A 24,163-nucleotide genomic window follows, 5' to 3' on the forward strand; every position below is an offset into this window, starting at 1 on the left:
ACACTGGTCGAATCCGTCTTCAATCAGGTGAAGAAGCGTGATCCATATCAGGCAGAGTTCCACCAGGCCGTTCAAGAGGTTCTGGCATCACTGGAACCGGCTATCGCTCGCCGCCCAGAATTCGCTGAGGCCGCCCTACTTGAGCGTATGGTCGAGCCGGAACGTACTGTCACCTTTCGCGTGCCGTGGGTCGACGACACAGGCCAGGTCCACGTCAACCGCGGTTTCAGGGTCCAGTTCAACTCGGCTCTAGGGCCATATAAGGGTGGTTTGCGATTCCACCCCACTGTCAATTTGGGCATTATCAAATTCCTTGGCTTTGAGCAGGTCTTCAAAAACTCGCTGACCACACTGGCCATGGGCGGTGGCAAAGGCGGCAGTGACTTTGACCCCCACGGTCGCTCAGACCTTGAGGTTATGCGCTTCTGCCAGTCCTTTATGACCGAGCTTTGGCGTCATATTGGACCCGAAACCGACGTGCCGGCTGGTGACATTGGTGTCGGTGCACGCGAGGTTGGTTACATGTTTGGCCAGTACAAGCGCCTGGTCAATCGCTTCCAGGCCGGTGTGCTGACCGGCAAAGGCCTGAACTGGGGCGGCTCGTTGGCGCGCAAGGAATCAACTGGCTACGGCACCGTTATCTTCGCCCAAGAGATGCTGCGTCAGCGCGGCGAATCGATGGATGGCCAGCGGGTGACCATATCCGGTTCAGGTAATGTCGCCATTTATGCCACCCAGAAGGCCCAAGCCCTAGGTGCCTTTGTCCAGGCCGTGTCTGATTCTTCTGGCTATGTCGTTGACACGGCCGGAATCGATGTTGAGCTCCTCCAACAGATTAAGGAAGTTGAGCGTCTGCGGGTTTCGGATTACGCCGAGCGGCGCGGAGGCTCGGCCACGTTTGTGGCCAAGGGCAACATTTGGGAGCTGGAGACCACAGTGGCGTTGCCTTGCGCCACTGAGAACGAGCTTCACACGGCCGATGCCGGTGCTCTAGTTAAAGGTGGCGTCAAGATTGTGGCTGAGGGAGCCAATATGCCTTGTACCCCTGGCGCCATCGCGGCCTTCCAGGAGGCCAAGGTTGGGTTTGGTCCGGGCAAGGCAGCCAACGCCGGCGGAGTGTCCACTTCAGGGCTGGAAATGCAGCAGAACGCTTCGCGCGATTCGTGGAGCTTCGAGAAAACCGAAGCCCGCTTGACCGAAATCATGGTCAACATTCACAACGCCTGCTTGGCTACTGCTGACGAATACGGCCATCCGGGCGACTACGTGGTTGGCGCCAACATCGCTGGTTTCCTAAAGGTGGCCGACACCATGATGGACCAGGGTTTGATCTAGTTTGCTCGGCTAGCTGCCAGCTCAAGGCGTCTGGGGCTGTGAGTCGGCTGTTGATGGGCGTGTCGCACGCCATTTTGTGGCCTGTGGTGCTAGCTTCGCCCCAGGCGTGAACCACATGCCTGGGCAGCTTCCCCCTGTTCCGGGTAGCTCCCCCCTATCTGGTGGATGGAGTTTGATTATGAAAAAGAGGCGTATTGCCGCAAGTCTTGGAGCCTTAGCTATTGGCCTTGCCGGAACCGCCGTTGTTGGCAGCGCAACCCATGCGGCGGGCCCAATTGGCACTTTCACGGCGGCTTGGTCCGCCGGCAACGTTGTACTAGGTGAGGAATTCAACGTGCTGGGTCAGTGCACAGCAAACGACCCGGCCCTCGACCCGGTTCAATTTGTGCAAATCGAGGTGTCGAATCTCAACTACCCGTGGGATCAATGGAAAGAGGTTGTCACCACGGACGCCGGCGGCTTCTGGGTTTCTTCTAGTTTGTCTAGTCCGGGCGAGGCGAGCTGGGATGGATGGGCCTTCTGCTACACCTACAACGGCTATGTCGAGGGCATCAGTCTTCCCAGTGTTGACGTGGTAGAGGTCTGGGCAACCGTCAACGGCTACAATCCCGCAACCGTGGCGGCTGGCTCCAGTGTGACGGTCCAAGGAGGTGGCTTCCTGCCGGGCGAGACGGTTGATGCCACGCTCAATTCGCAGCCCGTCTTCCTTGGCTCTGGTCCCGCACCCAATCCGAAGATGACTGTGACGATCCCGGCCAGCACCCCGCTGGGCGCGCACACCATTGTGCTCCAAGGTGCCAACTCAGGGCGGACAGCCAGCGTCAAGGTAAATGTAATTGCCGGCGGCAGGCTGCCGGTCATCGAGACTGGCATTGGACTGTAGATACCCAGAAGCCGGTGCTTGACACCAGTCAGGCCTAGATCGGTCAGAGATACAGGCGTAGCGGGCGCAAACGCGACCGGCTTTTGATGTGGCGGACACCTTGACGGACCAAGGTTTGATCTGATCTGCACCTATGGTGGTCGGCTCGAATCGATTGAGCCAAAGTCCTAATCTGCGTGGGCGAGTTGGTTCCCGTAGAAGGGCCGGAGATGCTAAATTCGTCTTTGGCATGGACCATACCACCATGAGTAGATGGAGAATGAGAATGATCAAGAGGCGCATCGCCGCGAGTCTTGGTGCCCTGGCCATTGGGTTGGCCGGAGCCGTTGCAGTTGGGAGCGCGGCCCAGGCGGCAGGCCCAATCCTCAGCTTCACGGCAGACGTCACCGCCACCAATGTCGCGACCTACGAGGACTTCGTAGTGTTTGGTGAATGCGTCGCGGCCGATCCGGTCAACGACCCGATTGTCAACGTTTATGTTGAGGTCTGGAACGTTGACGATCCAACCGACAATTACACCGCCGATCTGATGCCCGACGCTACCGGCTTCTGGGCGTCAGCCAATTTGTACTCCACCGGTCCGGCCGACTTCACCGGCTACGCCGTCTGTGTGACCTATTCGGGCTACTACGAGCCCATCTTCCTCCCAAATATCTCGGTGGTAGAGGTTTGGGCAACCGTCAATGGCTACAACCCGGTCACTGTAGTTGTCGGCTCCACCGTTGTCGTTGAGGGTGGCGGCTTCGTGCAGGGCGAAACCGTCGATGCCACGCTCAATTCGCAGCCCGTCTTCCTTGGTTCCGGCCCCGCGCCAAATCCGAAGATGACGGTCACCATTCCTGCCAGCACTCCGTTGGGCGCGCACACCATTGTGCTTCAAGGTGCCTTGTCGGGTCGGGCGGCTGTAGTCGATGTCAACGTGGTTGCGGGCGGCAGGCTGCCGGTCATTGAAACTGGCATCTAGTTAGTCGCGAAGAACCGGTGCTTGTCACCGGGCAGACGTGAATCGGTTGGGTTCCGCGGGCGCCAGCCCGCGCCAACCGCTCCCATAGATAAGAGTGCTCATGTCTGGATCACGGCGCCCAGCGGCGTGGGCGGTGGTGTGTGCCATCTCGGCCATCACCACCGCCGGCTTGCTGGGCGCTTCTGTATTTGCGGCATCGGGCGCAGACGTCTCCATGGCCTTGCCGCCGGCGAAGTCGTGGCCGGCGCCCACGCCCAGCCCCATACCCAGCCCCACCGCCGAGGTGGCCCAAGCCGAACCTACCCACGTAGCGATCCCCGCCATTGGCGTTGACGCCGATGTAAAGGAGTTCACGCTTGAGGACGCCGCCGGTTCTTCCTCCCGCCGGACCGGCACCTCCTGCTTGGTTGACGGCCTGATTATCTGCATTAATCCACCGCTGTTTGACCTGGCCTATTGGATGAGGGCCGGCGCGGGGGGCATAGCCTACGGCGACATGCCCGGCACAGAGGCGCAGGGCAACGTCTACCTGATTGCGCATGCCTCTCACCAAGTCGAGGCCGTCTTCACTGACCTCTACCAGCTTGCGGTGGGCGACGAGATCGCCGTTACCAACGAAAACGGCGAACTGACCTACCAGGTCCAAGAGGTGGTCCAGGTTGGTAAGGATTCCTTCACCACCATGCCCCAGGCGCTTGAGCAGGTCCCCGGCAGGCTGCTGCTGGTGACCTGCTACTACGGGCCGTCGGCGGAATTCCAGGGTGGCTCGGCCGCGGCCAACGTGGTAGTCGTGGCCCAGTTGACGGAAGGAAAACCGGTTGACTCCTGAGACCGAATCCACCCCTGAGGAGACCAAAGAGGCTGCGCCTAGGAAAGCGGGCCAGCTGTGGGCCCCAACCGAGGCTGCCCCTGTGCAGAACGACGAAACCTCTAAACCCGAAGAGACTGTAATCAATTCGGGACCCGAAGAAACCGAAAAGGGCTCTAGATCCGGGGAAGGCGACGAGGCTGACGAAGCCGACAAGACCAAGGAAGCCTCGAGAAGCGAAAATACCGACAAGACTGCCGACCCTGAGGAACCCACCGAAGGGCCGGAACCAGAGGAACCCAAGGAAGACTCAGAACCTGCAAAGACCGGCGACGACTCCGAAACTCAGGAGAAAGGCGAGGCTACCCCTGACCAGGGCGCCGGAGCCGCCCCGGCGAAAACAGATGAGCCTCCGAATGCTCCTTACGACTGCCGGCGCCCCCGCGCCAGCACTATGGCCAAGCGGCTGGTGGCAATGGCATCGCTGATCCCGGTGCTGCTGGCAGCGGACCTGTTGGCAATGGTCAATAGCATCGAGCGGCTCGACACCCCCAAGCCATTCACCCAGTCCCAATCCAAAACTTGGGTCATCATTGGCTCAGACGACCGGTCCTACCAGCCTGATGCCGGCGAGGGTCCTTCCTACATGCTTGGGCCTCGCGTTGGAGGGCAGCGGGCCGACGTGGTGATCGCAGTTCGCGTCGACCAGAACGGTGTGCGAGCCCTGTCGATTCCACGCGACCTGTTCTTGGAGCCAGCACCGGCCTATATGCCGCAGCGGCTGACAACTTTGCTGAATGAGGGCCCGGCGGCCGTGACCTCGGCCTTGTGCCTTGACCTGGGTATCCCGGCTGACCATCTGGTGATTGTCCGGCTCGAAGGCTTCGTCAAACTGATTGACCTGATTGGCGGCATCGACATCGAAGTGCCTTACCCGATCCGCGACGAAAACAGCGGCCTGGACATCGCTCAGTCCGGTCGGGTCCACCTTGACGGCCGGGCCGCCTTGGCCTTTGTCCGCTCCCGGCATGCGGAACAAAAGATCGACGGGGAGTGGGTCCAGGATGACGAGACAACCGGCGCCTCTCAGCGAGCCGCCTCGGCCGGCACGGTGTTAAGCGCGGCGGCCTCAAAGGCGGCCAGCATTCGCGATCCACTGGTACTCCACGCTCTGGCCAGGGAGGCGGCCAAGAGCACGGCGCTCGATTCGCGTACCTCGCTCTTCGACCTGCGTGACCTGACCATGCTGCGCGGCGTCAACATCCCGACCTTGCCGGTAGACACGGGTGACTCGGAGCTTCTCTTCAAGACCAACGACTCTACCTTCAACACTCTGACCAAGATGGGCTACCAGCGCGGCGGCTGCTCCATGACGGGGGTAGAACCGCCATCGACCGAACCACCACCCACCGAATCACCGGCCTTAGGGAATGAGTGACCTATCCCCAGCGGCTGCCAGAAATCGGCAGTCACTGCCTGGCAGCTGCCTAAGGCGGGTGCCGATTGCGCGCAGCCGCTGACAGACGCACACCCCCGGGGGAGCCTGGTTTGCCCCCAAACCCATTGCCTTAGATGCCTCGAGGCCAAATGCCCGCGACATCTCGCCGCGTTGCGGCCCCAGACAAATGAGGCAACAATTGAGCTTGGCTGCTTCGATGTGAGGCGCTGGGACCGGTAGGGGGATCGATGGCCACCTTCAAGAAGCCTTGTATACATTGCGGCACCTTGGTGGATGGCGATGCCAGGTACTGCCCAACATGCGCCTCGTCGACCCCATTCGCCCACCACTGTCCCTCCTGTCTCAGGGAAGTCACACCCGCCCAGGCGGTTTGCTCTGGTTGTGGCCGGCAGCTTCGTGTGGCCTGCCCGGCCTGTGGGGTGGCCACCTTTGTAGCTGAGGCCGCCTGCCAGTCTTGCGGCGCCACGCTGATGGTGACCTGCCCCAACCGCCGCTGCGGCCAACCGCAATTCTTCGAAAACACCAAATGCACCGCTTGCGGCAAGAAGATCAAACTGAAGTGAGGAGAGCGCCATGCTGAGGGCTTTTACCAGGAACTACGAGGACAACTCGACCGAGGCCGGCTTCGAGTTTACGTTCTACTGCGATAACTGCCACGACGGCTTCAAGTCAAGCTTCATCGAGTCGGAAACTGCCAAAAAGGGCAAGGGCCTGCGGGCTTTGACCCAGGGTGCTGGCATTGTTGGCAGTTTCCTCGGTGGCCGGGCCTCAAGCGCCGGCTGGGCGGCCGAGCGCGGTGGCTCGGTCCTATCCGAGCGCTTCAACGGCATGAGCCCTGAATGGCACAAGGAGCATGAGAACGCCTTTGGCATGGGCCAAAACGAGGCCCAGCAGCACTTCCACCGCTGCCACAACTGCAGCACCTATGTTTGCGACGCCTGCTACAACGAAGACGCTGGGCTCTGCATCAAATGTGCGCCGCGCCAAGAGGTTTATGTTGCTCAGGCCCACGCCGGTGCCATGAGGCGCAACATCGACCAGGCTGCCGAATCAGCCCAAGTCTGGTCCGGCACAATCGAATCGAAGACCACGGTTTGCCCCAGTTGCGGCAAGCCGGCCGGCAGTGGCAAGTTCTGCAACAACTGCGGAGCTTCGATGGCCCTGTCGAGCTGCCCCAAATGTGGAGCCGAAGTGGCCCTGGGCGTGGCTTTCTGCGGCTCATGCGGCACGTCTATGCAGCAGGCCGCCGCGCCGCCGGCGCCGCCGCCCGGCCAGTGCGGCAATTGCGGCCAGCAGAACCAGCCTGGTGGCCGCTTCTGTGGCGGCTGCGGTGCCCCACTGGCCGGCTAAGCCGCCTGGGAAGTTGAACCGACAGTCGGGCTAGTTGGACCAGGAGAACAGCGCAGATGACGATAGTTGTCGATGGCGAACCCATCGAATTGGACCAGGTAGCTACCGGAGCCAGCCTGTATGACGGCCGCAAGGACGTGGTGGTAGTTCGGGTCAACGGAGAGCTGAAGGATCTGGACCAACCCATCATTGACGGTTCGACCGTTGAGGCTGTCACCCTGGCCGAGCCGGACGGCCTTATGGTGCTGAGGCATTCCGCCGCCCACCTGCTGGCCCAAGCCGTCCAACAGATCAACCCCGAAGCCAACTTGGGTATTGGCCCGCCCATCACCGACGGTTTCTACTACGACTTCGAGGTCCAAGAACCGTTCACCCCTGAAGACCTCAAGCAGCTCGAGAAGGTCATGACCCGCCTGGCCGCCCAGGGGCAGACCTTTGCCCGCCGCGTCGTCAGCGACGACCAGGCCAAAGAAGAACTCTCTAACGAGCCCTACAAACTTGAGCTGATTGGTCTCAAAGGCGGCGCAGACCAGGGTGCCTCGCAGGAAGCCGCTGAAGGCGCCGCCGTCGAAGTGGGCGAAGGCGAGCTGACTATCTATGACAACGTTAATCGCCAGGGCCAAACCGTTTGGAAGGATCTGTGCCGCGGGCCGCACATCCCTACTAGCCAGCTGCTGAAAAAGGGCACTTTCAAGCTGATGCGGTCAGCTGCCGCCTACTGGCGCGGTTCGGAGGAAAACCCGCAGCTGCAGCGCATTTACGGCACGGCTTGGGCTAGCCAAGAAGACCTAAAGGCCCACACCGAACGCCTGGCGGAAGCCGAGCGCCGCGACCACAGGAAACTGGGCCAAGAGCTCGACTTATTCTCCTTCCCCGAAGAAATCGGTTCCGGCCTGCCCGTTTTCCATCCCAAAGGCGGCATCATCCGCCAGGAGATGGAGGACTACTCGCGCCGCCGCCACGTCGAAGCCAACTACGACTTTGTTTATACCCCACATATCACCAAACAGCGGCTGTTCCAGATCTCCGGGCACCTCGACTGGTTTGCCGACGGCATGTATCCGCCCATGCACTTGGACGAAGAACGCAACCAAGACGGCTCAATTCGCCGCCAGGGGCAGAACTATTACCTAAAACCGATGAACTGCCCCATGCACAACTTGATCTTCGCCTCGCGCGGCCGGTCCTACAGGGAGCTACCGCTCAGGCTGTTCGAGTTCGGCACGGTTTATCGCTACGAGAAATCCGGTGTGGTCCACGGGCTAACCAGGGCCCGCGGTTTTTCCCAAGATGACGCCCACATTTACTGCACTAAAGAACAAGCCCGCGACGAGCTGGCCTCGCTATTGACCTTCGTAATAGACCTGCTGGCGGACTACGGCCTAGACGACTTCTATCTGGAATTATCCTCACGCGACCCGGACCATTCGGTTGGCAGCGACGAGGTCTGGGACGAGGCCATGCAGACCCTGGAAGAAGTCGGCCGGGCCAGCGGGCTCGATCTAGTGCCGGATCCAGGCGGGGCGGCCTTCTACGGCCCCAAGATCTCCGTCCAAACCCGCGACGCCATTGGCCGGACCTGGCAAATCTCCACCATCCAACTCGACTTCAATATGCCGGAACTCTTTGGCCTGGAATACACCGCGGCCGACGGCTCACGCCAGCGTCCAGTCATGATCCACCGCGCCCTATTCGGCTCGATTGAGCGCTTCTTCGCCATTTTGACCGAGCACTACGCCGGCGCCTTCCCACCCTGGCTGGCCCCAGTCCAAGTCCGCGGCATCCCGGTGGCGGGCGAATTCGAACCCCACCTGGACCAGGTTCTGGACCAGCTCAAGCTGCGCGGTGTGCGCGTCGAAATGGATCGCTCCGATGACCGCTTCGGCAAGAAGATCCGCACCGCCGCCACCGAAAAGGTGCCGTTTGTCCTGATCGCCGGGGCCGATGACGTAGCCGCCAAAGCGGTTTCCTTCCGTTTCAGGGACGGCCGACAAGACAACCAAGTGCCGATCGATCAAGCCATTGAGCGGGTCTGCCAGGTTATCCAGAACCGAGAGCGTGATGCCTGAGACCGAGGACAGCGCCAAGTTTGCCGGCCAGGTCGACGGTTATGACCGGCTCTGGGTGCCGCATCGCATGACCTATGTGGCCGGTCCCAACCGGCCCAAGGACCAAGGCGAACATGACTGCCCGTTCTGCGCCGCGCCTGGTCAAGACGACGAGGTCGCCCTGGTGGTGGCCCGCGGCGAGCGTGTCTTCGCTTTGCTCAACCTTTACCCCTACAACTCCGGCCACGTCTTGATTTGCCCCTACCGCCATGTGCCGGACCTGACCGACTTGACCACCGACGAGGCCAACGAGCTAATGGCCTTTAGCCAACAGGCCGTCAAAGCCCTCCAAGCCACCCGTCAACCCCAAGGCTTCAACTTGGGACTCAACTTGGGGGCGGTGGCGGGGGCCGGCCTGGCCGCCCATTTGCATTTGCATGTGGTGCCACGCTGGCGTGGTGACGCCAATTTCATGCCGATCGTGGCCCAGGTCAGGGCGCTACCAGAACTGCTTGGCACCACCAGGGAAGCGCTGGCCCGTGAGTGGGGCGCTTGATGCTTGGGCTCAACGGCCGCCAGGTCGCCAAGGTAGTTTTCACCCCACCGGCAAAAGTTCTAGTCAAAGTGGGCATCACACCCAATTGGGTCACCGCCATTGGCACGCTGGCAACTTGCGGCGTGGCCCTGGGTCTCTACCCAACCGGCCACCTTTGGCTCGCTTCAGTCCTGCTGGGCGCGCTGATCTGCACCGACGCCCTGGACGGCACTATGGCCCGCCTAACCGGGACAACCTCCAAATGGGGCGCCTTCCTTGACTCGACCTTGGACCGGGTGGCCGATGCCGCCATTTTTGGCGGCCTGACTATCTATCTGGCTAGACAGGGTGACCTTTGGGGGACCGTGGCCGGGGTGGGCTGCCTGGCCCTGGGTGCGGTGGTGCCCTACGCCCGGGCCAAAGCCGAAGCGCTTGGCCTAAGCGCCGCCATCGGCCTAGCCGAACGGAGCGACCGGCTGATAGTCGCCCTGGTGACAGCCTTTATCACCGGGCTGGGCGCGCCCCGCCTAGTTCTGGTGATTGGTTTGGGTCTGCTCGCACTGGCCTCGGCCATTACCATTTGCCAGCGCGCCTGGGTGGTTTACGCCCAGGTCAAACGGGCCAGCGCCACGCCAGGCCAGAGCCAGGCGCCATGAACCTGACGGCCTTGGCATGGCGGGTGGTACCGCGCCTGCCCCAGCGTTTGGCCGCCGGGATCTTCAACCTGGCGGCCGATCTATCTTGGGCCGTCCGCTCCAAGAACTGCCGGCGACTGACCGCCAACCTGGCTCGGGTCAGGCCGGAAATGAACCACCGACAAATTAGGCGGCTGACCCGCCGGGGGCTGCGCCGCACTTTGAAGTACTACCGCGAGGCCTTTTGCCTAGGCAGGTACTCCCAGGGGCAAATCGACCGCCTGGTCCACCTCGAGGACCACGACCGGGTGGTCAAAATGCTGGGGCAGCCGCCGCAGGGCATTTTGGCCATGGGCCATATGGGCAACTGGGACGCCGCCGGCGCCTGGTCCGCCGTCAACCTGGCACCGGTCATCACCGTGGGCGAGCATGTCCAACCGGAGCGTCTGTTTCAAGAGTTTATGGCCATGCGGGCGCGGATCGGAATGACCGTCATCCCATTCGAAAAGGGCCAATCCGCCTACCACCAGCTACTGGCCAAAGCCCAGGTCGAAACCCCCTACATTATGCCGCTGCTGGCAGACCGCGACCTGTCCTCCTCTGGCGTCGAAGTCGACATGTTTGGCCGCAAGATGCTGGTCGGGGCTGGCCCGGCGGTTTTGGCAATTGACACCGGGCGGCCGTTGCTGCCGGTCTCAATGCACAGCCGGGGCCGCAACTACGTGCTGCGCATTCACCTGGCCATCGAACCCAAAGCCGGTCTCAGCCGCTCAGAACAGGTTCAATACCTGTCTCAGGCCTGGGCCAGTGTCCTGGCCAAAGAGATCTACGACCACCCGGCCGATTGGCATATGTACCAGAAGGTCTTCGTCGAGGATCTGGACCCGGCCCGCCTGGCCAAAGTCCGCCAGCTGGCGAGAGGTGTCAACGATGGCGGTGAACCAGCATGAGGATTGGACTGGTTTGCCCCTACTCCTTTGACGTGCCCGGTGGTGTCCAATTCCATATCCGCGACCTGGCCCAAGAGCTGATCGCCCGCCGCCATGAGGTCTCCGTCCTGGCCCCGGCCGAAGAAACCACCCCGGTGCCTGATTACGTCGTTCCAACCGGTCGCACGGTGCCGATCCACTACAACGGTTCGGTTGCTCGCCTCAGCTTTGGCCCGGTCACGGCCGCCCGGACCCGGCGCTGGGTGGCGGAAGGCAATTTCGACTTGCTCCATGTCCACGAACCGATCACGCCGTCGGTGTCAATGCTGGCGCTGATCAACGCCCAGGGTCCCATCGTGGCCACCTTCCATTCCTCCCAGCTGCGCTCACGCGCCCTCAAAGCGGCCTTTCCCCTGGTCCGGGCGGCCCTGGAAAAGCTGGTTGGCGTTATCGCGGTCAGCGAAGACGCCCGGCGCACGGTGGTCGACCATCTGGGCACCGATGCCATCATCATCCCCAACGGTGTCTACGTCGATCACTTCCAGGGCCCGGCCGACCCACGCTGGCAGGGCACCAAGGAACAGCCGGTGATCGCTTTCCTGGGCCGTCTCGATGAGCCGCGCAAGGGCCTAGCCGTGCTTGAAGGCGCTATTGGCCCTGTGCTTGAGACCTTCCCAGAGGCCCGCTTCGTCGTGGCTGGTAACGGTGACGCGGCGGCCTCAGCTGCGCGCCTGGGCGACCAGGCCCGGGCGGTCGAGTACCTCGGGCCCATCAGCGAGCCAGACAAGGTCGCGCTGCTGTCCCACTGCTCGGCCTATGTGGCGCCGCAGACCGGCGGGGAGTCCTTCGGCATTGTGTTGGTCGAGGCGATGAGCGCCGGTGCGCCGGTGGTGGCCTCCGACTTGGGCGCGTTTAGCCGCGTGGCCGATGCCGGCGCCTTGGCCCGCCTGTTCCCGGTCGGGGATTCGATCGGTTTAGCTGAGGCGCTAATCGACACTTTGACCCAGGTGGAGCAGACCGACGCTATGCGCCGGGCTGCTCAGGTCGCCGCCCACCGCTACGACTGGTCGGTTGTGACCGATTCAATTCTGACGCTTTACGATGTCGCCACTTCGTCTGGTGCCGGCGCGGTCAAGGCCGCGCCGCGGCGCGAGACCTGGGGGAGGATCTAGATGGGCCACGACATCACCGTGATTGTCTTGATTGTGCTGTTAGTGGGCGCCATCGGGGTGACCACCGTCTACTTCGCGGCTTCCCGCATTGACCGGCTGCACCGACGGCTGGACCGAGCCTGGGACACTATGGCGATCCAGCTGACTCGGCGGGCCTCAGTGGCAGCCCACTTGGCTCTGATTGGCATATGGGATCCGGTGACTTCAATTGTGGTGTCCGCCGCCGCCCAGGAGGCTCTGGAAGCGCCACCAGATGACACCGCCCATTCGGAGCTGTCAGCCGTCCTGCGCCAAGCCTTGGGCGAAGACGAGAATGTCAACCAGGACTTGTCGAACCGGGATAAGGCCGAATGGCTGTCACTGCTTTGGGGTGTTTGGTACCGCGCCCAGCTGGCCCGGCGCTTTTACAATGAGGCCGTCTCGATGACCGTGCGTCTACGCTCCCGCCGCGCCGCCCGGTTGTTTCACCTAGCTGGACGGGTGCCCATGCCAGTGACCTGCGATATCGATGACGCTGCTCCACCTGCCCTGGAACAAGCAGCCGCCTCCAACCCCTAACCACTCCCTGACTAGCCATTTTCCCGCCAGGTTGAGCTTTGGCATGACCCCAACAACCCCCAACACTCGCGAGGTCGAGCTTCGGCATAACCCCCAATACTCGCGAGGTCGAGCTTCGGCATAACCCCCAATACTCGCGAGGTCGAGCTTCGGCATAACCCCCAATACTCGCGAGGTTGGGCTTTGGCATGAAGGGCCGGGGCGGGTCTCGGCGCGGCTGTTTCGGCGCCGCGCCTTGGACGGGCCAGCGGCGCTTGGCAGCGGTGGCCTAAGATTGGACGGCCTGAAGTTGGAAGACGTCTAGGGGGTAGTTGAGCAATGTCGGGTCACTCGAAGTGGGCTACCACCAAGCACAAGAAGGCTGCGATTGACGCCAAGCGGGGCAAGCTGTTCGCCAAGCTGATCAAGAACGTTGAAGTGGCCGCTAGGACCGGTGGGGGCGATCCGGCCGCCAACCCGACTTTGTATGACGCTATCCAGAAGGCCAAGAAATCCTCGGTGCCGAATGACAATATTGACCGGGCTGTCAAACGCGGTTCGGGGGCAGAGGCCGGCGGGGCCGAATACGCCTCGATCATGTATGAGGGTTATGGCCCCGGGGGTGTGGCCGTACTGGTCGAAGCTTTGACTGACAACCGCAACCGGGCCAGTTCTGATATCCGCCTCGCCCTGAGCCGCAACGGCGGCTCACTGGCGAACCCAGGCTCGGTCAGTTATTTGTTCAGCCGCAAAGGTGTCATCGAGGTGCCACCGGCCGAGGGCCTAGATGAAGACACCGTCCTAGACGCCGTGCTAGACGCCGGCGCGGAGGAAGTCACCGCCGGCGAAGGCGGCTTTGAGATCGTCACCGCCCCGGAGGATTTGGTCACCGCCCGCCAGGCGCTGCTGCAAGCCGGCATTGACTACGACTCGGCCGAGGTTTCATTCGTACCCAGTGTCGAAGTCGCCCTCGAGCTCGAAGGCGTCAAGAAGATCCTGCGCCTGGTCGACACGCTGGAAGACAGCGATGACGTCCAAAACGTCTACACCAACTTCGACGCCAGCGACGAGGTGCTAGCCCAGGCCATGGAGGACTGAGATCCAAGGTGCGGGTGTTGGGGATCGATCCGGGTTTGACGCGCTGCGGTTATGGTGTGGTTGACGCCCTTCCAGGCCGCCGGCTAGCCCTGGTTGGTAGCGGCGTGGCCAGCACAGATGCCGCCGCGCCGCTGGACCGGCGGCTACTCGAAATGTCGAATCAGATCGAGGCCTGGCTAGAGAAGTACCAGCCGCAGGCGGTAGCGGTAGAGCGGGTTTTTGCCCAGCAAAACGTCCTAACCGTGATGACCACCGCCCAAGTGGCCGGCCTGGCCCTGGTGGCCGCGGCTCGGCGCGACATTGAGGTTGCCCTGCACACGCCAACCGAGGTCAAAGCCGCCGTCACCGGCACCGGCGCTGCGGCCAAAGGCCAAATTGGCCAGATGGTGGCCCGGCTATTGAATCTGCCCGGCCCGCCCAAACCTGCCGATGTGGCCGACGCCCTAGCCCTGGCCATTTGCCACGCCTGGCGACCGTCGACCCTGGCTCCAACCGGCCGGGCCGCCACGCCGGCCCAAAAGGCCTGGCTCGAAGCCGAGCGCGCCACCCGGCAAAGAGTAAAGCAATGATCGCCTCGCTAAATGGTCAGGTGCTGGCACTGAGCGCCACTTCAGCCGTAATCGAATGTGGCGGAGTTGGACTGAGCGTGACCTTGACTCCGGCCGCCCGCTCGTCCCTGCGGCCAGGCGAGTCTGCCTTGGTCCTGACCTATCTGGTGGTGCGGGAGGACGCCTTGTCGCTCTACGGTTTCGCGGACGATGCCGAACGGCAGGTTTTCGTCACCGTCCAGTCGGTCAGTGGTATCGGTCCGCGCATCGCGCTAGCTCTAGTCTCCACCATGACGCCCGAGGCGCTCAGCCGCGCAGTGGCCACTGGGGACGTGGCCGCCATTACTCGGGTGCCGGGCATCGGTAGGAAAGGCGCCCAAAAGCTGATCCTTGAGCTAGAAGGCAAACTGGGCCAGGCGGCATCGGACAGCTTGGCCGGCCTGCCCGCCGGCCAGGCCGCCGCCGAGGCCACCGACGCCTTAGTCTCGTTGGGTTGGCCCAGACCCAAAGCGCGGCAGGCGATGGACCGGGTGACGGCGGCGCCTGACGCGCCCAGCGAGGTGGGTGAGCTGCTCAAGGCGGCGCTGCGATTGTTAGGCGGTGGCCGTGGCTGAAGACCAGACCGACCGGGACAACGAACTGGCCGAGCGGCGCGAGGAACTCTACGGTGCGGCCACGCCAACCGAACGCGCCGTCGAAGCCGCGCTTAGGCCTAAGTCGTTGGCCGAGTTTGTGGGCCAAGGCGTGGTGCGCCAACAGCTGCGGTTGGTGCTGGACGCGGCCAAGGCCCGTGGGGCGGTGCCGGACCACGTTTTGCTTTCCGGCCCACCTGGACTAGGTAAGACCACTTTGTCGATGATCATCGCGGCGGAGTTGGGTGTGTCGATGCGGGTGACCTCCGGACCGGCCATCCAGCACGCCGGCGACCTGGCGGCGGTTTTGACCTCATTGGATGAGGCCGAGGTGCTGTTTGTCGATGAGATCCACCGCCTGGCCCGGCCGGTCGAGGAGCTGCTGTACGTGGCCATGGAGGACTTCCGGGTCGACGTGGTGGTGGGTAAAGGGCCTGGTGCCAACGCCATTCCTCTGACCCTGCCGCCTTTCACCGTGGTTGGGGCGACCACCCGGTCCGGGTTGTTACCGGCACCATTGCGCGACCGATTTGGCTTCACCGGCCAGCTGGACTACTACCAAGTTGATGAGCTCGAGCAGGTGGTGGTGCGCTCGGCCGCACTGCTTGACTTAGATGTCTCCGATAAGGCGGCTCTGGAAATCGCCTCGCGCTCGCGGGGCACGCCGCGCATCGCCAACCGACTGCTGCGCCGGGTACGGGATTGGGCTCAGGTCCATGGCACCGGGGTCGGTGACCACCGGGCGGCGTTGGCGGCGCTAGAGGTCTACCAGGTCGACGAACTGGGCCTTGACCGGCTGGACCGGGCCGTGCTTGAAGCTCTGACCGGCCCACATGCCGGGCTGCCGGTTGGGTTGAACACCTTGGCGGCCACTGTGGGCGAAGAGGCCGAGACCATCGAAACGGTGGTCGAACCGTTTTTGTTGCGCGAAGGGCTGATCACTCGAACGCCGCGCGGACGTGTCGCCACCGAGGCGGCTTACCTTCACCTGGGCCGCTGAGTATCGCCATCGGCGTCATGTGTTGGGTCCGCACGCCAATCTCCCCTAGACTCGCCCAGGACTGTTTAATCACCCGCAAACAGAGGAGCGTGCCCCCTTGGCCGAAATAGCTATGGTTTTGGCAGCCGATGACCCGCCGCCACCCAGCGGAGGCATGTTCGGCAGCAGCGGCTTCTTGCTGGTCATGCTGGTGGTTGTGGTTGGCATGTTTTACATGATGAGCCGCAGAAACAAAAAGCAGCAAAAGGAGCAGGGCGATTTCCGTTCCTCCCTGCAGGTGGGAAGCCGTGTCATGACAATAGGCGGCGTGATCGGCGTGATCACCTGCATCGAAGGCGATGTCGTTACGCTCAAATCATCCGGTGGCGATGAGACGCAGTTCATCAAGCGGGCCATCAAGGAATCCCTGAGCGACGAGGCTTGGGAATCTCTCATCATGCCTGATATGGACTTTGATGCACCGGATGAGGATGAGGATCAGGCCGAGGAAGCCGAACAGTCCGTTCAGGACCAGACAAATCGTGAAGATGACGGTATCGACAATGCACCGGACGCAGGAAAGTAGTTCCCCCCGGGGGAGAAAGTAGCGAGCCGTGGCAAAGAAAACCGAACGCCCGGTTAGGACCCTAGTGGCCCTGGCCGTGTTGATCGCGCTGGTTTACGGCGCGGTCACGGTCGGGGTGTTGACCAAGAAGAGTGACGACAACAAGGGCGCCTCGTTCGTACCAGAATTCGCCCTTGACCTGGCTGGCGGCACCGAAATGGTGCTAACACCGGTGATGGAGAACAACGCCAACGTCACCACCGATCAGATCGACCAGGCCATCAACATCATCCGTAGCCGGATCGACGCCTCTGGTGTGGCCGAGGCCGAGATTTCCCAGCAGGGCACCCAGAACATTGTGGTCGGCATCCCGGGCAATCCCTCGGCTGAGGATCTGGCCTTGGTGACCAGGTCAGCACATATGACCTTCCGCACGGTGCTCCAGACCGAACAAGGCGGCGAAACCTACGCCACTGAGTGGATGAACCGTCAATTTGACAATCCGAACTACTCACCTCCTCCCGAAGATCCAGCCGCCAGCCCCGATCCGGGCACCGAGGAGGAAAGCCCGCCGGCCGAGGATCCCGAGGCCAGCCCTGGCACAGAAGAGGCCACGGCCAGCCCTGACGCCACGGCCTCACCGTCACCTTCGCCGGGCGGGGACACCGGCGGAATTCCGGTACCGCCGGACCAGGCCTTCGCCGAGCGGCTCAAGGCTGGGCTGGACCAGGACGCGATTGTGACCGAGGACCGGACCCAGGAGTTGACCGAGCTCAACTGCCAGGTGGCCGGTAGCCAGGCCAGCGGCGCGGTATCCGACCCAGATGAGCCTTTGGTGACCTGTTCACAGGACGGCACCCAGAAGTACATTTTGGGTCCGGTCATGGTGGAGGGTTCAAACCTGGACGAGGCCAGCTCGGGCCAGGCCACCACTGCCCAAGGCGGCACCACTGGTCGTTGGGTTGTCAACATTGCCTTCAACTCTGACGGTGGCAAACAATTTGGCGCCGTCACCACCGAGCTCTATGCCCGCTGCCAAGGCGACGCCACCACGCCCACGCGCCAGTTCGCCATTGTGCTTGATGACTTGGTCATCTCCGCACCGGAGGTTTGCCAAACCGCGATCACTGACGGCCGGGCGGAAATCAGCGGTAACTTCACCCAGGCCAGCTCGAAGTCTTTGGCGGACCAGCTGGCTTTTGGCTCGCTGCCAATCAACTTCCAGGTTGAGTCGCAGCAGCAGGTCTCGGCCACGCTCGGTTCCTCGCAGCTGGAAAAGGGTCTATGGGCCGGGCTGGTCGGCTTGATCCTGGTGGCCATCTACTCCTTCTTCCAATACCGTGCCCTGGCCTTTGTGACAGTGTCATCGTTGGTGATTGCCACATCGATGACCTACGGCACCATTTTGTTGCTGTCCTGGTTGCAGGGCTACCGGCTGTCGCTGGCCGGTGTGGCTGGTGTGATTGTTTCGATTGGCATCACGGCTGACTCGTTCATTGTCTACTTCGAGCGAATAAAGGACGAGCTGCGCGTGGGCAGAGATCTGCCCACTGCCGTTGAGTTTGGCTGGTCGCGGGCCCGGCGAACCATCGTGGCCGGTGACTCGGTTAGCTTCATGGCGGCCATGGTGCTCTACTTCGTGGCCGTCGGTGGTGTTCGAGGCTTTGCCTTTACCTTGGGTCTGACCACGATTATCGACCTGGTGGTTGTCTTTGTCTTCACCCACCCGATTCTCTTGTTGCTGACCAGAACCCGGTTCTGGGGCCACGGTCACCCGTGGTCTGGCCTGGATCCACACCGCCTGGGGGCGCCTGGTTCGATCCACTACGCCGGGCGTGGCCAGGTCAAGCGGATCCCGGACAAGCCGAAAGAGGACAGGGCCAAACGGGAAAAGGCTAAGGCCAAAGTGTCGGTTGGGGCGGTGGCGCCGGCCGCCCCGGGCACCTCAATTGCTGAGCGGAAAAAGGCCGATGCCGAGGCGAAAGCTAGGGCTAAAGCTGAAGTTGACAGCGGGGTTGAGACCGAGGTCGAGACCAAGGACGAACCGGTCAAGACCGACAAGGCCGACAAAAAGTCTGAGGACAAGACCAAGGACAAGACGTCCAAGGACAAGACCAAGGACGAACCGGCCAAGAGGGACAAAGCCGACAAAAAGTCTGAGGACAAGACCAAAGACAAATCTGGCAAAGACGACTCAACCGAAGGGGATGAGAGCTGATGGCTTTCCAGTTTTCGCGTTGGGGTAATGACCTCTACACGGGCAAGCGGTCATACAAAGTAGTTCCGCGCTACCGGGTTTGGTTCATCGCCGCCGTTTGTGTGGCGATTGCCTGCGGCATCTTGCTATTTGCCCCGGGCCTGCGCTTGGGCATCGAATTTGCCGGCGGCAACGAATACCGGGTTTCGGGTATCGAGGGTTCAGTCAGCCAGCAGGTCGCAATTGACCAGGTGCAACGGATAGTCGGTGGCACCGAAGTGCCCAAGGTGACCAACCTTGGCGCCGATGGTGTCCGCGTCCAGACCTCGGCTCTTAGCCTTGAGGTGGCCGAGGAACTGCACCAGGCTTTGGCCGAGGCCTACGGCGTGCCACCGGAGTCAGTCTCGGTCCAAGAGGTCGGCGCCACCTGGGGCGCAGGGGTTTTCTCAAAGGCGGTGCGGGGATCGATCCTGTTCTTGGCCTTGGTGGCTGTGGCCATGATGCTGTATTTCCGCAACTGGGCCATGTCGGTCAGCGCCATTGTGGCTCTGCTTCACGACCTGGTGGTAACCGTGGGCATTTACGCGGCGGTTGGCTTCGAGGTGACACCGGCAACGTTGATTGGGTTCCTGACGGTTTTGGGCTACTCGATGTACGACACGGTGGTGGTGTTCGACAAGGTTCGCGAAAACACCGCCAATGTGCTGGACCAGTCTCAGTTCACCTACGGTGAGGCCGCCAACTTGGCGGTCAACCAGACCATGGTGCGTTCGATCAACACCTCAGTAGTGGCGATCCTGCCAGTGGCGTCGATTTTGTTTGTCGGTGCGTTCATGCTGGGAGCAGGCACACTGCAGGACATTTCGCTGGCGCTGTTTGTTGGAATGGCGATTGGCACCTATTCATCAATCTTCCTGGCCACACCGCTGGAAGTCTGGTTGCGGCATAGGGAACCGAAGATCTCAGCCCACACCAAGAAGGTCCTTGACTTGCGGGCGACTCGGATCGCCGCTGGCGATGGTGACGACACGGCCGCCGAGGCTCTGACCACCATTGGCGCTCTTAGGGCTGGGGGTCACCAAGGCCAGATCGCTCAACCGCGGCGTAAGCCGCGATCGGAGCGCTAGCACCGTGCTTGACGGCGCTCTGCCTCCGCCAAGCGCTGGGCTGGTGGACCGCGTTGGGGCGACCGGGCGCTTCGCGCCCAGCCGCCGCGACCAGGTTTGCGGGCGGATCAGCAACCCTCATTTGGAGCCATGCGCGACGCTTGATGGCCCAGGGTTGGTGGCTGCGTGCCTCAGGCCTGGCGCCCGCGTCACGGCGCGTTACCCTTCCGGAAGAACGCCGCTTTGGGTAGAGGCGGCCTGAGAGTGACCGTGCCAATTAGCCAGCTGATTGCCGACAATGTGCGCGACATCCCCGATTTCCCGCACGCCGGCGTGGTCTTCAAGGACATCACGCCGCTACTGGCCTCTCCGGCTGCTTTCGCCGCCACCATTGGCCACTTAAGCGACTGGATCAAGGCCTCCGGTGCCGAGCTAGTAGTCGGAATCGAGGCCCGTGGCTTTGTACTGGCCGCACCCGGAGCCATTGACGCCGGCTTGGGTTTTGTGCCACTGCGCAAACCGGGCAAACTGCCCGGCGCCACTCTCAGCCAGGCCTACGCCCTCGAATACGGCGAAGCAGCCTTGGAAATGCAACAAGACGCAATTCCACCGGGTACTGGCGTGGTTGTGGTCGACGACGTCCTAGCCACCGGCGGCACAGCGGTGGCCGCGGTCAAACTAATTGAGCGGGCCGGGGCCAAGGTGCTCGGCATAAGCTGCCTGATCGAGATCTCGGCTCTGGGCGGCCGAGCCCAGCTGGTCGGCTATCGCCTTGACACCATGCTGACTGTTTAGCCAACGTAACACCCACTACCAACCAACACCCACTGCCCATCCAGCCGCGAGGCTGAGCTTTGGCATGACTCTGTCCAAGGCCAGCCCAGAGGCGGACTTGGCCTGCCAGCCACGAAGGGGTTGTTGGACTACGCCCCTCGGTGCCGGGCCACGTGGAAGGGTGTGGCCAGGGCCATGCCTAAGCCAAGCACCAGACCGGCCAGTCCCACCGCGATGCCTGTAAGTGGGCGCGGGCCTGTCACTGGCAATTGCTGGCCGCCGGCGCCTGTCCCGGCTCCTGGGTTATTGGGCGAGGGGCCCGGGCCAGGGCCTGGACTGGTCTTGGGGCCCGGAAACACCCGGCCCATCCCCGCGACAATGATGGTCGACTGCGTCACCATCTGTGCGCCATCGGACAAAGAGATAGTGTGATCGCCCTGCGGCAGATCTGCCGGGATAGTCAAGGTGTAGGTGGCGAAACCGTCGGCGTTGAGGGTGACGGTGCCAACCTCGGTGTCGCCAATGAAAATGGTGTAGGTGGCATTGGGCACGCCGGTGATGTTCAGAACTAGCGAGCCGCCGGGCACAACGGCGGTCTCCGTCAGGCCAAGGTCATGAATGATAGTTGGGGGATGGTGCACCACAGTGGTCCAGCGCCCAAAAAGGCTGCGGGAATCGAGACTGGCGGCGACCTGGTCGGTGACCATCATGGTGCCGGCCTCGTCGGCAAACCAGCCCATAAAGTCGTGGTCGGCCCAAGTTGGCGGTGGGATTTGTTCGCCTGGCTTGGCCAGCGGGTCACAGATCCATTCGACCGGTGATTGGCCGTCGACACCGCCGTCAACAAGGAAAGTGATCCAGTCGGTTGGGTAGACATCAGCGTTGGCGCTGTCGAAAACCTCGCAGGTGCCTGAGGCAGCAACCATCGGCGCCGCGCCTACAGCAGCCGGCGGGCCGCCAGCGGCATAGGCTGCCGCGCCACCAATGGCGCCAGCGCCGCCCAGTGCGGCCACAGCCAAGCCAACCCCAATTGCCAGCGTGGGGCGAATTGAGCGAGTCCAAGGCATGCCGAATCCTTCCGTCACGCCAATGATTCCACCAAATCGACGTTGGTTGGGTGCAATTGGGGTGGCTGGTGGGTAATTGCGCTGAAGGCAGAGCCCCGGCCGGCCAGCGCCGGGGGAGTCTTTGGAGTCTGCTCCCAATCGTCTGGGCCCACAAACTAGACTGGCGATGTGAGTGAGGGCAGCACCGACACTGGACGGGTGGCTCCGCCAGAGCAGGTCCACCACACTGGGCCACTGTCTTGGCTGCCCGGGTTCCGCCCACATCCGGCCCCGCCGGCCGCGTTGGAGCCGGTGTTGGCCGGCCTGAAAGCTTCGCATCCCAAGGCCCAAACTGACGAAGTCGAAAAGGCCTACGCCGTGGCCGAACGGGTCCACCGAGGCCAGTTCCGGAAAAACGGCGAGCCGTACATCACCCATCCGGTGGCAGTGGCCACCATCCTGGCGGATTTGGGCATGACACCGTCAACCCTGGCCGCGGCCTTGTTGCATGACACCGTCGAAGACACCCCCTACACCTACGAACAGCTCGATGAAGAGTTTGGCCGGGAGATCGCCAACCTTGTCGACGGGGTGACCAAACTAGACAAGGTCAACTACGGCGAGGCCGCCCAAGCCGAGACTGTCCGCAAGATGGTCATTGCCACCGCCCGCGACATTCGTGTCCTGGTGATCAAGCTGGCGGACCGTCTGCACAACGCCCGGACCTGGAAGTACGTCCCGGCCGCCTCGGCTGAGCGCAAAGCCCGCGAAACACTGGAAATCTACGCCCCACTGGCCCACCGCCTGGGCATGAACACCATTAAGTGGGAACTCGAGGACCTGTCCTTCTTTACGCTTTATCCCAAGGTCTATGAAGAGATCGTCAGGGTCGTAACCGACAGGGCGCCGGCCCGGGCCGAATACCTCCGGGTGGTCTCCGAACAAGTCACCGCAGATATGAAGGCGCTCAAAATCAAGGGCACGGTCATGGGCCGGCCCAAGCACTACTACTCGATCTACCAAAAAATGATTGTGCGGGGGCGTGACTTCACCGACATCTACGACCTGATTGGTGTGCGCATCCTGGTCGACTCAGTGCGTGACTGTTACGGCGCCCTGGGTGCGGTGCATGCGCGCTGGAATCCGGTGCCAGGGCGGTTCAAGGACTACATCGCCATGCCCAAGTTCAATATGTACCAGTCGCTGCACACTACGGTAATTGGGCCGGGTGGCAAGCCTGTTGAAATACAGATCCGGACTAACGATATGCACCGCCGGGCCGAATACGGCGTGGCCGCCCACTGGAAATACAAAGAGGGCGATGGCAAAAACAAAGACACCACCGAAATGGAGTGGCTGCGCCAGCTCGTTAACTGGCAACGCGAAACCCAAGACCCGGGTGAATTCCTCGACTCGCTGCGTTTCGAAATAGGTGGCTCTGAGGTTTATGCTTTCACGCCCAAGGGCGATGTCATCGCCCTGCCGTCCGGCGCCACGCCGGTCGATTTCGCCTACTCGGTGCACACCGAAGTGGGCCACCGCACAGTTGGCGCGCGAGTCAACTCGAAACTGGTGTCGCTTGACACCGAGCTGCACACCGGTGACGTGGTCGAGATTTTCACTTCCAAAGGCGAAAGCGGGAGCCCGTCGCGTGACTGGCTGGCCTTTGTCCGCTCGCCCAGGGCCCGGAACAAGATCCGCCAATGGTTCACCAAGGAACGCCGGGAAGAGGCGATTGAACGAGGCAAGGACGCCATCGCCAAAGAGATGCGACGGCAGCACCTGCCGCTCCAGCGCCTGATGTCGCATGAAGCCCTGGTGGCCTTGGCCCATGAGCTGCGTTTTGCGGACGTTTCGGCGATGTACGCGGCCGTGGGCGAAGGGCGGTATTCGGCCCATTCGATGGTCGAAAAACTCCTAGCATCGCTCGGTGGCACGGCCTCAAACGAAGAAGACCTGGCCGAGGTCACCCGGCCTGGCCTGGAGGAGGGCAGGCGCCACGCCGCGCACCGGACCTCTGATCCGGGAGTCACCGTCCACGGTATGGACGACCTCTGGGTCAAACTGGCCCGCTGCTGCACCCCTGTTCCGGGCGACCAGATTGTTGGCTTTGTCACCCGCGGGTCAGGGGTTTCGGTCCACCGGGCGGACTGCCAGAACGTCTTGTCCTTGTCAAAAACACCCGAACGCATGGTCGATGTCGATTGGCGCGACAAGCGCCAAGGTGCCTATTTGGTACAGGTGCAAGTCGAAGCCCTTGACCGCCAGCGTCTACTGGGGGATGTCTCCAACACACTGTCAGAATCGGATGTCAACATTCTCTCGGCGCAAGTCACCACGACCAAGGACCGCGTCGCCATCAACCGATTTGTTTTCGAGATGGCCGAGCCCTCTCATCTTGAATCCGTCCTAGCTTCGATGAAGCGGGTCGACGGCGTGCTCGACGCCTATCGCATCACCGGCTCCGGCCAGCGCCACAGCTAGGGTTGTCCCACTACCGGCTCTGTTTGGCGCCAAAGCCGGGCATATGCTGGCCAACCGCCTGGGGCTCCGCCAAGCGCAA

Annotated in this window: 23 protein-coding genes; 22 read left to right on the forward strand and 1 reads right to left on the reverse strand. The window is 62.3% G+C overall.

All coding sequences use genetic code 11. The annotated features are described in order from the left end of the window. Positions 1-3: 3 nt before the first annotated feature. From gdhA to FWD29_04630, 21 genes are all read left to right on the forward strand, one after another. A complete protein-coding gene (gene gdhA, locus FWD29_04530) occupies positions 4-1,335 on the forward strand; it encodes an NADP-specific glutamate dehydrogenase (protein ID MCL2803201.1) in 1,332 nt (443 codons plus the stop codon). A gap of 178 nt (positions 1,336-1,513) precedes the next feature. Beyond that, positions 1,514-2,218 (forward strand): hypothetical protein, encoded by a 705-nt coding sequence (locus FWD29_04535; protein ID MCL2803202.1) that lies wholly within the window; start codon positions 1,514-1,516, stop codon positions 2,216-2,218. 244 nt (positions 2,219-2,462) lie between these two features. Then, a complete protein-coding gene (locus FWD29_04540; protein MCL2803203.1) occupies positions 2,463-3,182 on the forward strand; it encodes a hypothetical protein in 720 nt (239 codons plus the stop codon). A 100-nt stretch (positions 3,183-3,282) separates the two neighbouring features. Continuing rightward, positions 3,283-4,011, forward strand: coding sequence for a class F sortase (locus FWD29_04545; protein MCL2803204.1), 729 nt, complete (start codon positions 3,283-3,285; stop codon positions 4,009-4,011). Between the two features lie 82 nt (positions 4,012-4,093). Beyond that, entirely contained in the window at positions 4,094-5,428 is a 1,335-nt protein-coding gene (locus FWD29_04550; GenBank protein ID MCL2803205.1) for an LCP family protein, read from the forward strand. 440 nt (positions 5,429-5,868) lie between these two features. Next, complete coding sequence (locus FWD29_04555) at positions 5,869-6,012, forward strand: hypothetical protein (protein MCL2803206.1); 144 nt, start codon at positions 5,869-5,871, stop codon at positions 6,010-6,012. A gap of 10 nt (positions 6,013-6,022) precedes the next feature. Beyond that, on the forward strand, positions 6,023-6,799 hold the full coding sequence (locus FWD29_04560) for a zinc ribbon domain-containing protein (protein MCL2803207.1): 777 nt from the start codon (positions 6,023-6,025) through the stop codon (positions 6,797-6,799). A gap of 56 nt (positions 6,800-6,855) precedes the next feature. Beyond that, the gene (gene thrS / locus FWD29_04565) at positions 6,856-8,868 is read left to right on the forward strand and encodes a threonine--tRNA ligase (protein ID MCL2803208.1); all 2,013 of its coding nucleotides are present in this window, start codon (positions 6,856-6,858) and stop codon (positions 8,866-8,868) included. Next, the gene (locus FWD29_04570) at positions 8,861-9,403 is read left to right on the forward strand and encodes an HIT domain-containing protein (GenBank protein ID MCL2803209.1); all 543 of its coding nucleotides are present in this window, start codon (positions 8,861-8,863) and stop codon (positions 9,401-9,403) included. Before thrS ends, FWD29_04570 begins: the two co-directional genes overlap by 8 nt. Next, positions 9,403-10,038 carry a CDP-alcohol phosphatidyltransferase family protein gene (locus tag FWD29_04575; protein MCL2803210.1) on the forward strand — a complete coding sequence of 212 codons (636 nt, stop codon included), beginning with the start codon at positions 9,403-9,405 and terminating at the stop codon, positions 10,036-10,038. Before FWD29_04570 ends, FWD29_04575 begins: the two co-directional genes overlap by 1 nt. Next, positions 10,035-10,967: a phosphatidylinositol mannoside acyltransferase gene (locus FWD29_04580; protein ID MCL2803211.1), complete on the forward strand. Its 933-nt coding sequence runs from the start codon at positions 10,035-10,037 to the stop codon at positions 10,965-10,967. The genes FWD29_04575 and FWD29_04580 overlap by 4 nt, the downstream gene beginning before the upstream one ends. Continuing rightward, entirely contained in the window at positions 10,964-12,118 is a 1,155-nt protein-coding gene (locus FWD29_04585) for a glycosyltransferase family 4 protein (GenBank protein ID MCL2803212.1), read from the forward strand. The genes FWD29_04580 and FWD29_04585 overlap by 4 nt, the downstream gene beginning before the upstream one ends. Next, positions 12,119-12,676, forward strand: coding sequence for a hypothetical protein (locus FWD29_04590; protein ID MCL2803213.1), 558 nt, complete (start codon positions 12,119-12,121; stop codon positions 12,674-12,676). A 318-nt stretch (positions 12,677-12,994) separates the two neighbouring features. Further along, entirely contained in the window at positions 12,995-13,753 is a 759-nt protein-coding gene (locus tag FWD29_04595; protein MCL2803214.1) for a YebC/PmpR family DNA-binding transcriptional regulator, read from the forward strand. Positions 13,754-13,761: 8 nt separating this feature from the next. Beyond that, complete coding sequence (ruvC, locus tag FWD29_04600; GenBank protein MCL2803215.1) at positions 13,762-14,322, forward strand: crossover junction endodeoxyribonuclease RuvC; 561 nt, start codon at positions 13,762-13,764, stop codon at positions 14,320-14,322. Next, a complete protein-coding gene (ruvA, locus tag FWD29_04605; protein MCL2803216.1) occupies positions 14,319-14,915 on the forward strand; it encodes a Holliday junction branch migration protein RuvA in 597 nt (198 codons plus the stop codon). The genes ruvC and ruvA overlap by 4 nt, the downstream gene beginning before the upstream one ends. Positions 14,916-14,940: 25 nt before the next feature. Beyond that, positions 14,941-15,933, forward strand: a complete 993-nt coding sequence (gene ruvB / locus FWD29_04610) for a Holliday junction branch migration DNA helicase RuvB (GenBank protein ID MCL2803217.1) — start codon at positions 14,941-14,943, stop codon at positions 15,931-15,933. Positions 15,934-16,030: 97 nt separating this feature from the next. Continuing rightward, a complete protein-coding gene (gene yajC, locus FWD29_04615; protein MCL2803218.1) occupies positions 16,031-16,498 on the forward strand; it encodes a preprotein translocase subunit YajC in 468 nt (155 codons plus the stop codon). Positions 16,499-16,526: 28 nt separating this feature from the next. Beyond that, a complete protein-coding gene (gene secD / locus FWD29_04620) occupies positions 16,527-18,695 on the forward strand; it encodes a protein translocase subunit SecD (protein MCL2803219.1) in 2,169 nt (722 codons plus the stop codon). Beyond that, positions 18,695-19,801: a protein translocase subunit SecF gene (secF, locus tag FWD29_04625; GenBank protein MCL2803220.1), complete on the forward strand. Its 1,107-nt coding sequence runs from the start codon at positions 18,695-18,697 to the stop codon at positions 19,799-19,801. Before secD ends, secF begins: the two co-directional genes overlap by 1 nt. Before the next feature lie 243 nt (positions 19,802-20,044). Further along, positions 20,045-20,575: an adenine phosphoribosyltransferase gene (locus FWD29_04630; protein ID MCL2803221.1), complete on the forward strand. Its 531-nt coding sequence runs from the start codon at positions 20,045-20,047 to the stop codon at positions 20,573-20,575. 128 nt (positions 20,576-20,703) lie between these two features. On the opposite strand, the gene FWD29_04635 is transcribed toward FWD29_04630, so the two are convergent. Further along, positions 20,704-21,621 carry a hypothetical protein gene (locus FWD29_04635; protein MCL2803222.1) on the reverse strand — a complete coding sequence of 306 codons (918 nt, stop codon included), beginning with the start codon at positions 21,619-21,621 and terminating at the stop codon, positions 20,704-20,706. 168 nt (positions 21,622-21,789) lie between these two features. Between FWD29_04635 and FWD29_04640 the strand changes: the two genes are divergently transcribed. Continuing rightward, the gene (locus FWD29_04640) at positions 21,790-24,084 is read left to right on the forward strand and encodes a bifunctional (p)ppGpp synthetase/guanosine-3',5'-bis(diphosphate) 3'-pyrophosphohydrolase (protein MCL2803223.1); all 2,295 of its coding nucleotides are present in this window, start codon (positions 21,790-21,792) and stop codon (positions 24,082-24,084) included. Positions 24,085-24,163: the final 79 nt, after the last annotated feature.

The sequence above is a fragment of the Micrococcales bacterium genome, from assembly GCA_009784895.1.
Classification (GTDB): Bacteria; Actinomycetota; Actinomycetes; order Actinomycetales; family WQXJ01; genus WQXJ01.

Bases quoted from the DNA above. Each gene is read 5' to 3' on its own strand.
- FWD29_04595 (MCL2803214.1), top strand. From the start codon at position 12,995: ATGTCGGGTCACTCGAAGTGGGCTACCACCAAGCACAAGAAGGCTGCG.
- FWD29_04545 (MCL2803204.1), top strand. From the start codon at position 3,283: ATGTCTGGATCACGGCGCCCAGCGGCGTGGGCGGTGGTGTGTGCCATC.
- FWD29_04585 (MCL2803212.1), top strand. From the start codon at position 10,964: ATGAGGATTGGACTGGTTTGCCCCTACTCCTTTGACGTGCCCGGTGGT.
- FWD29_04540 (MCL2803203.1), top strand. From the start codon at position 2,463: ATGAGTAGATGGAGAATGAGAATGATCAAGAGGCGCATCGCCGCGAGT.
- FWD29_04635 (MCL2803222.1), bottom strand. From the start codon at position 21,621: ATGCCTTGGACTCGCTCAATTCGCCCCACGCTGGCAATTGGGGTTGGC.
- FWD29_04570 (MCL2803209.1), top strand. From the start codon at position 8,861: ATGCCTGAGACCGAGGACAGCGCCAAGTTTGCCGGCCAGGTCGACGGT.
- FWD29_04560 (MCL2803207.1), top strand. From the start codon at position 6,023: ATGCTGAGGGCTTTTACCAGGAACTACGAGGACAACTCGACCGAGGCC.
- FWD29_04580 (MCL2803211.1), top strand. From the start codon at position 10,035: ATGAACCTGACGGCCTTGGCATGGCGGGTGGTACCGCGCCTGCCCCAG.
- ruvA (MCL2803216.1), top strand. From the start codon at position 14,319: ATGATCGCCTCGCTAAATGGTCAGGTGCTGGCACTGAGCGCCACTTCA.
- thrS (MCL2803208.1), top strand. From the start codon at position 6,856: ATGACGATAGTTGTCGATGGCGAACCCATCGAATTGGACCAGGTAGCT.
- FWD29_04590 (MCL2803213.1), top strand. From the start codon at position 12,119: ATGGGCCACGACATCACCGTGATTGTCTTGATTGTGCTGTTAGTGGGC.
- secF (MCL2803220.1), top strand. From the start codon at position 18,695: ATGGCTTTCCAGTTTTCGCGTTGGGGTAATGACCTCTACACGGGCAAG.
- FWD29_04575 (MCL2803210.1), top strand. From the start codon at position 9,403: ATGCTTGGGCTCAACGGCCGCCAGGTCGCCAAGGTAGTTTTCACCCCA.
- FWD29_04535 (MCL2803202.1), top strand. From the start codon at position 1,514: ATGAAAAAGAGGCGTATTGCCGCAAGTCTTGGAGCCTTAGCTATTGGC.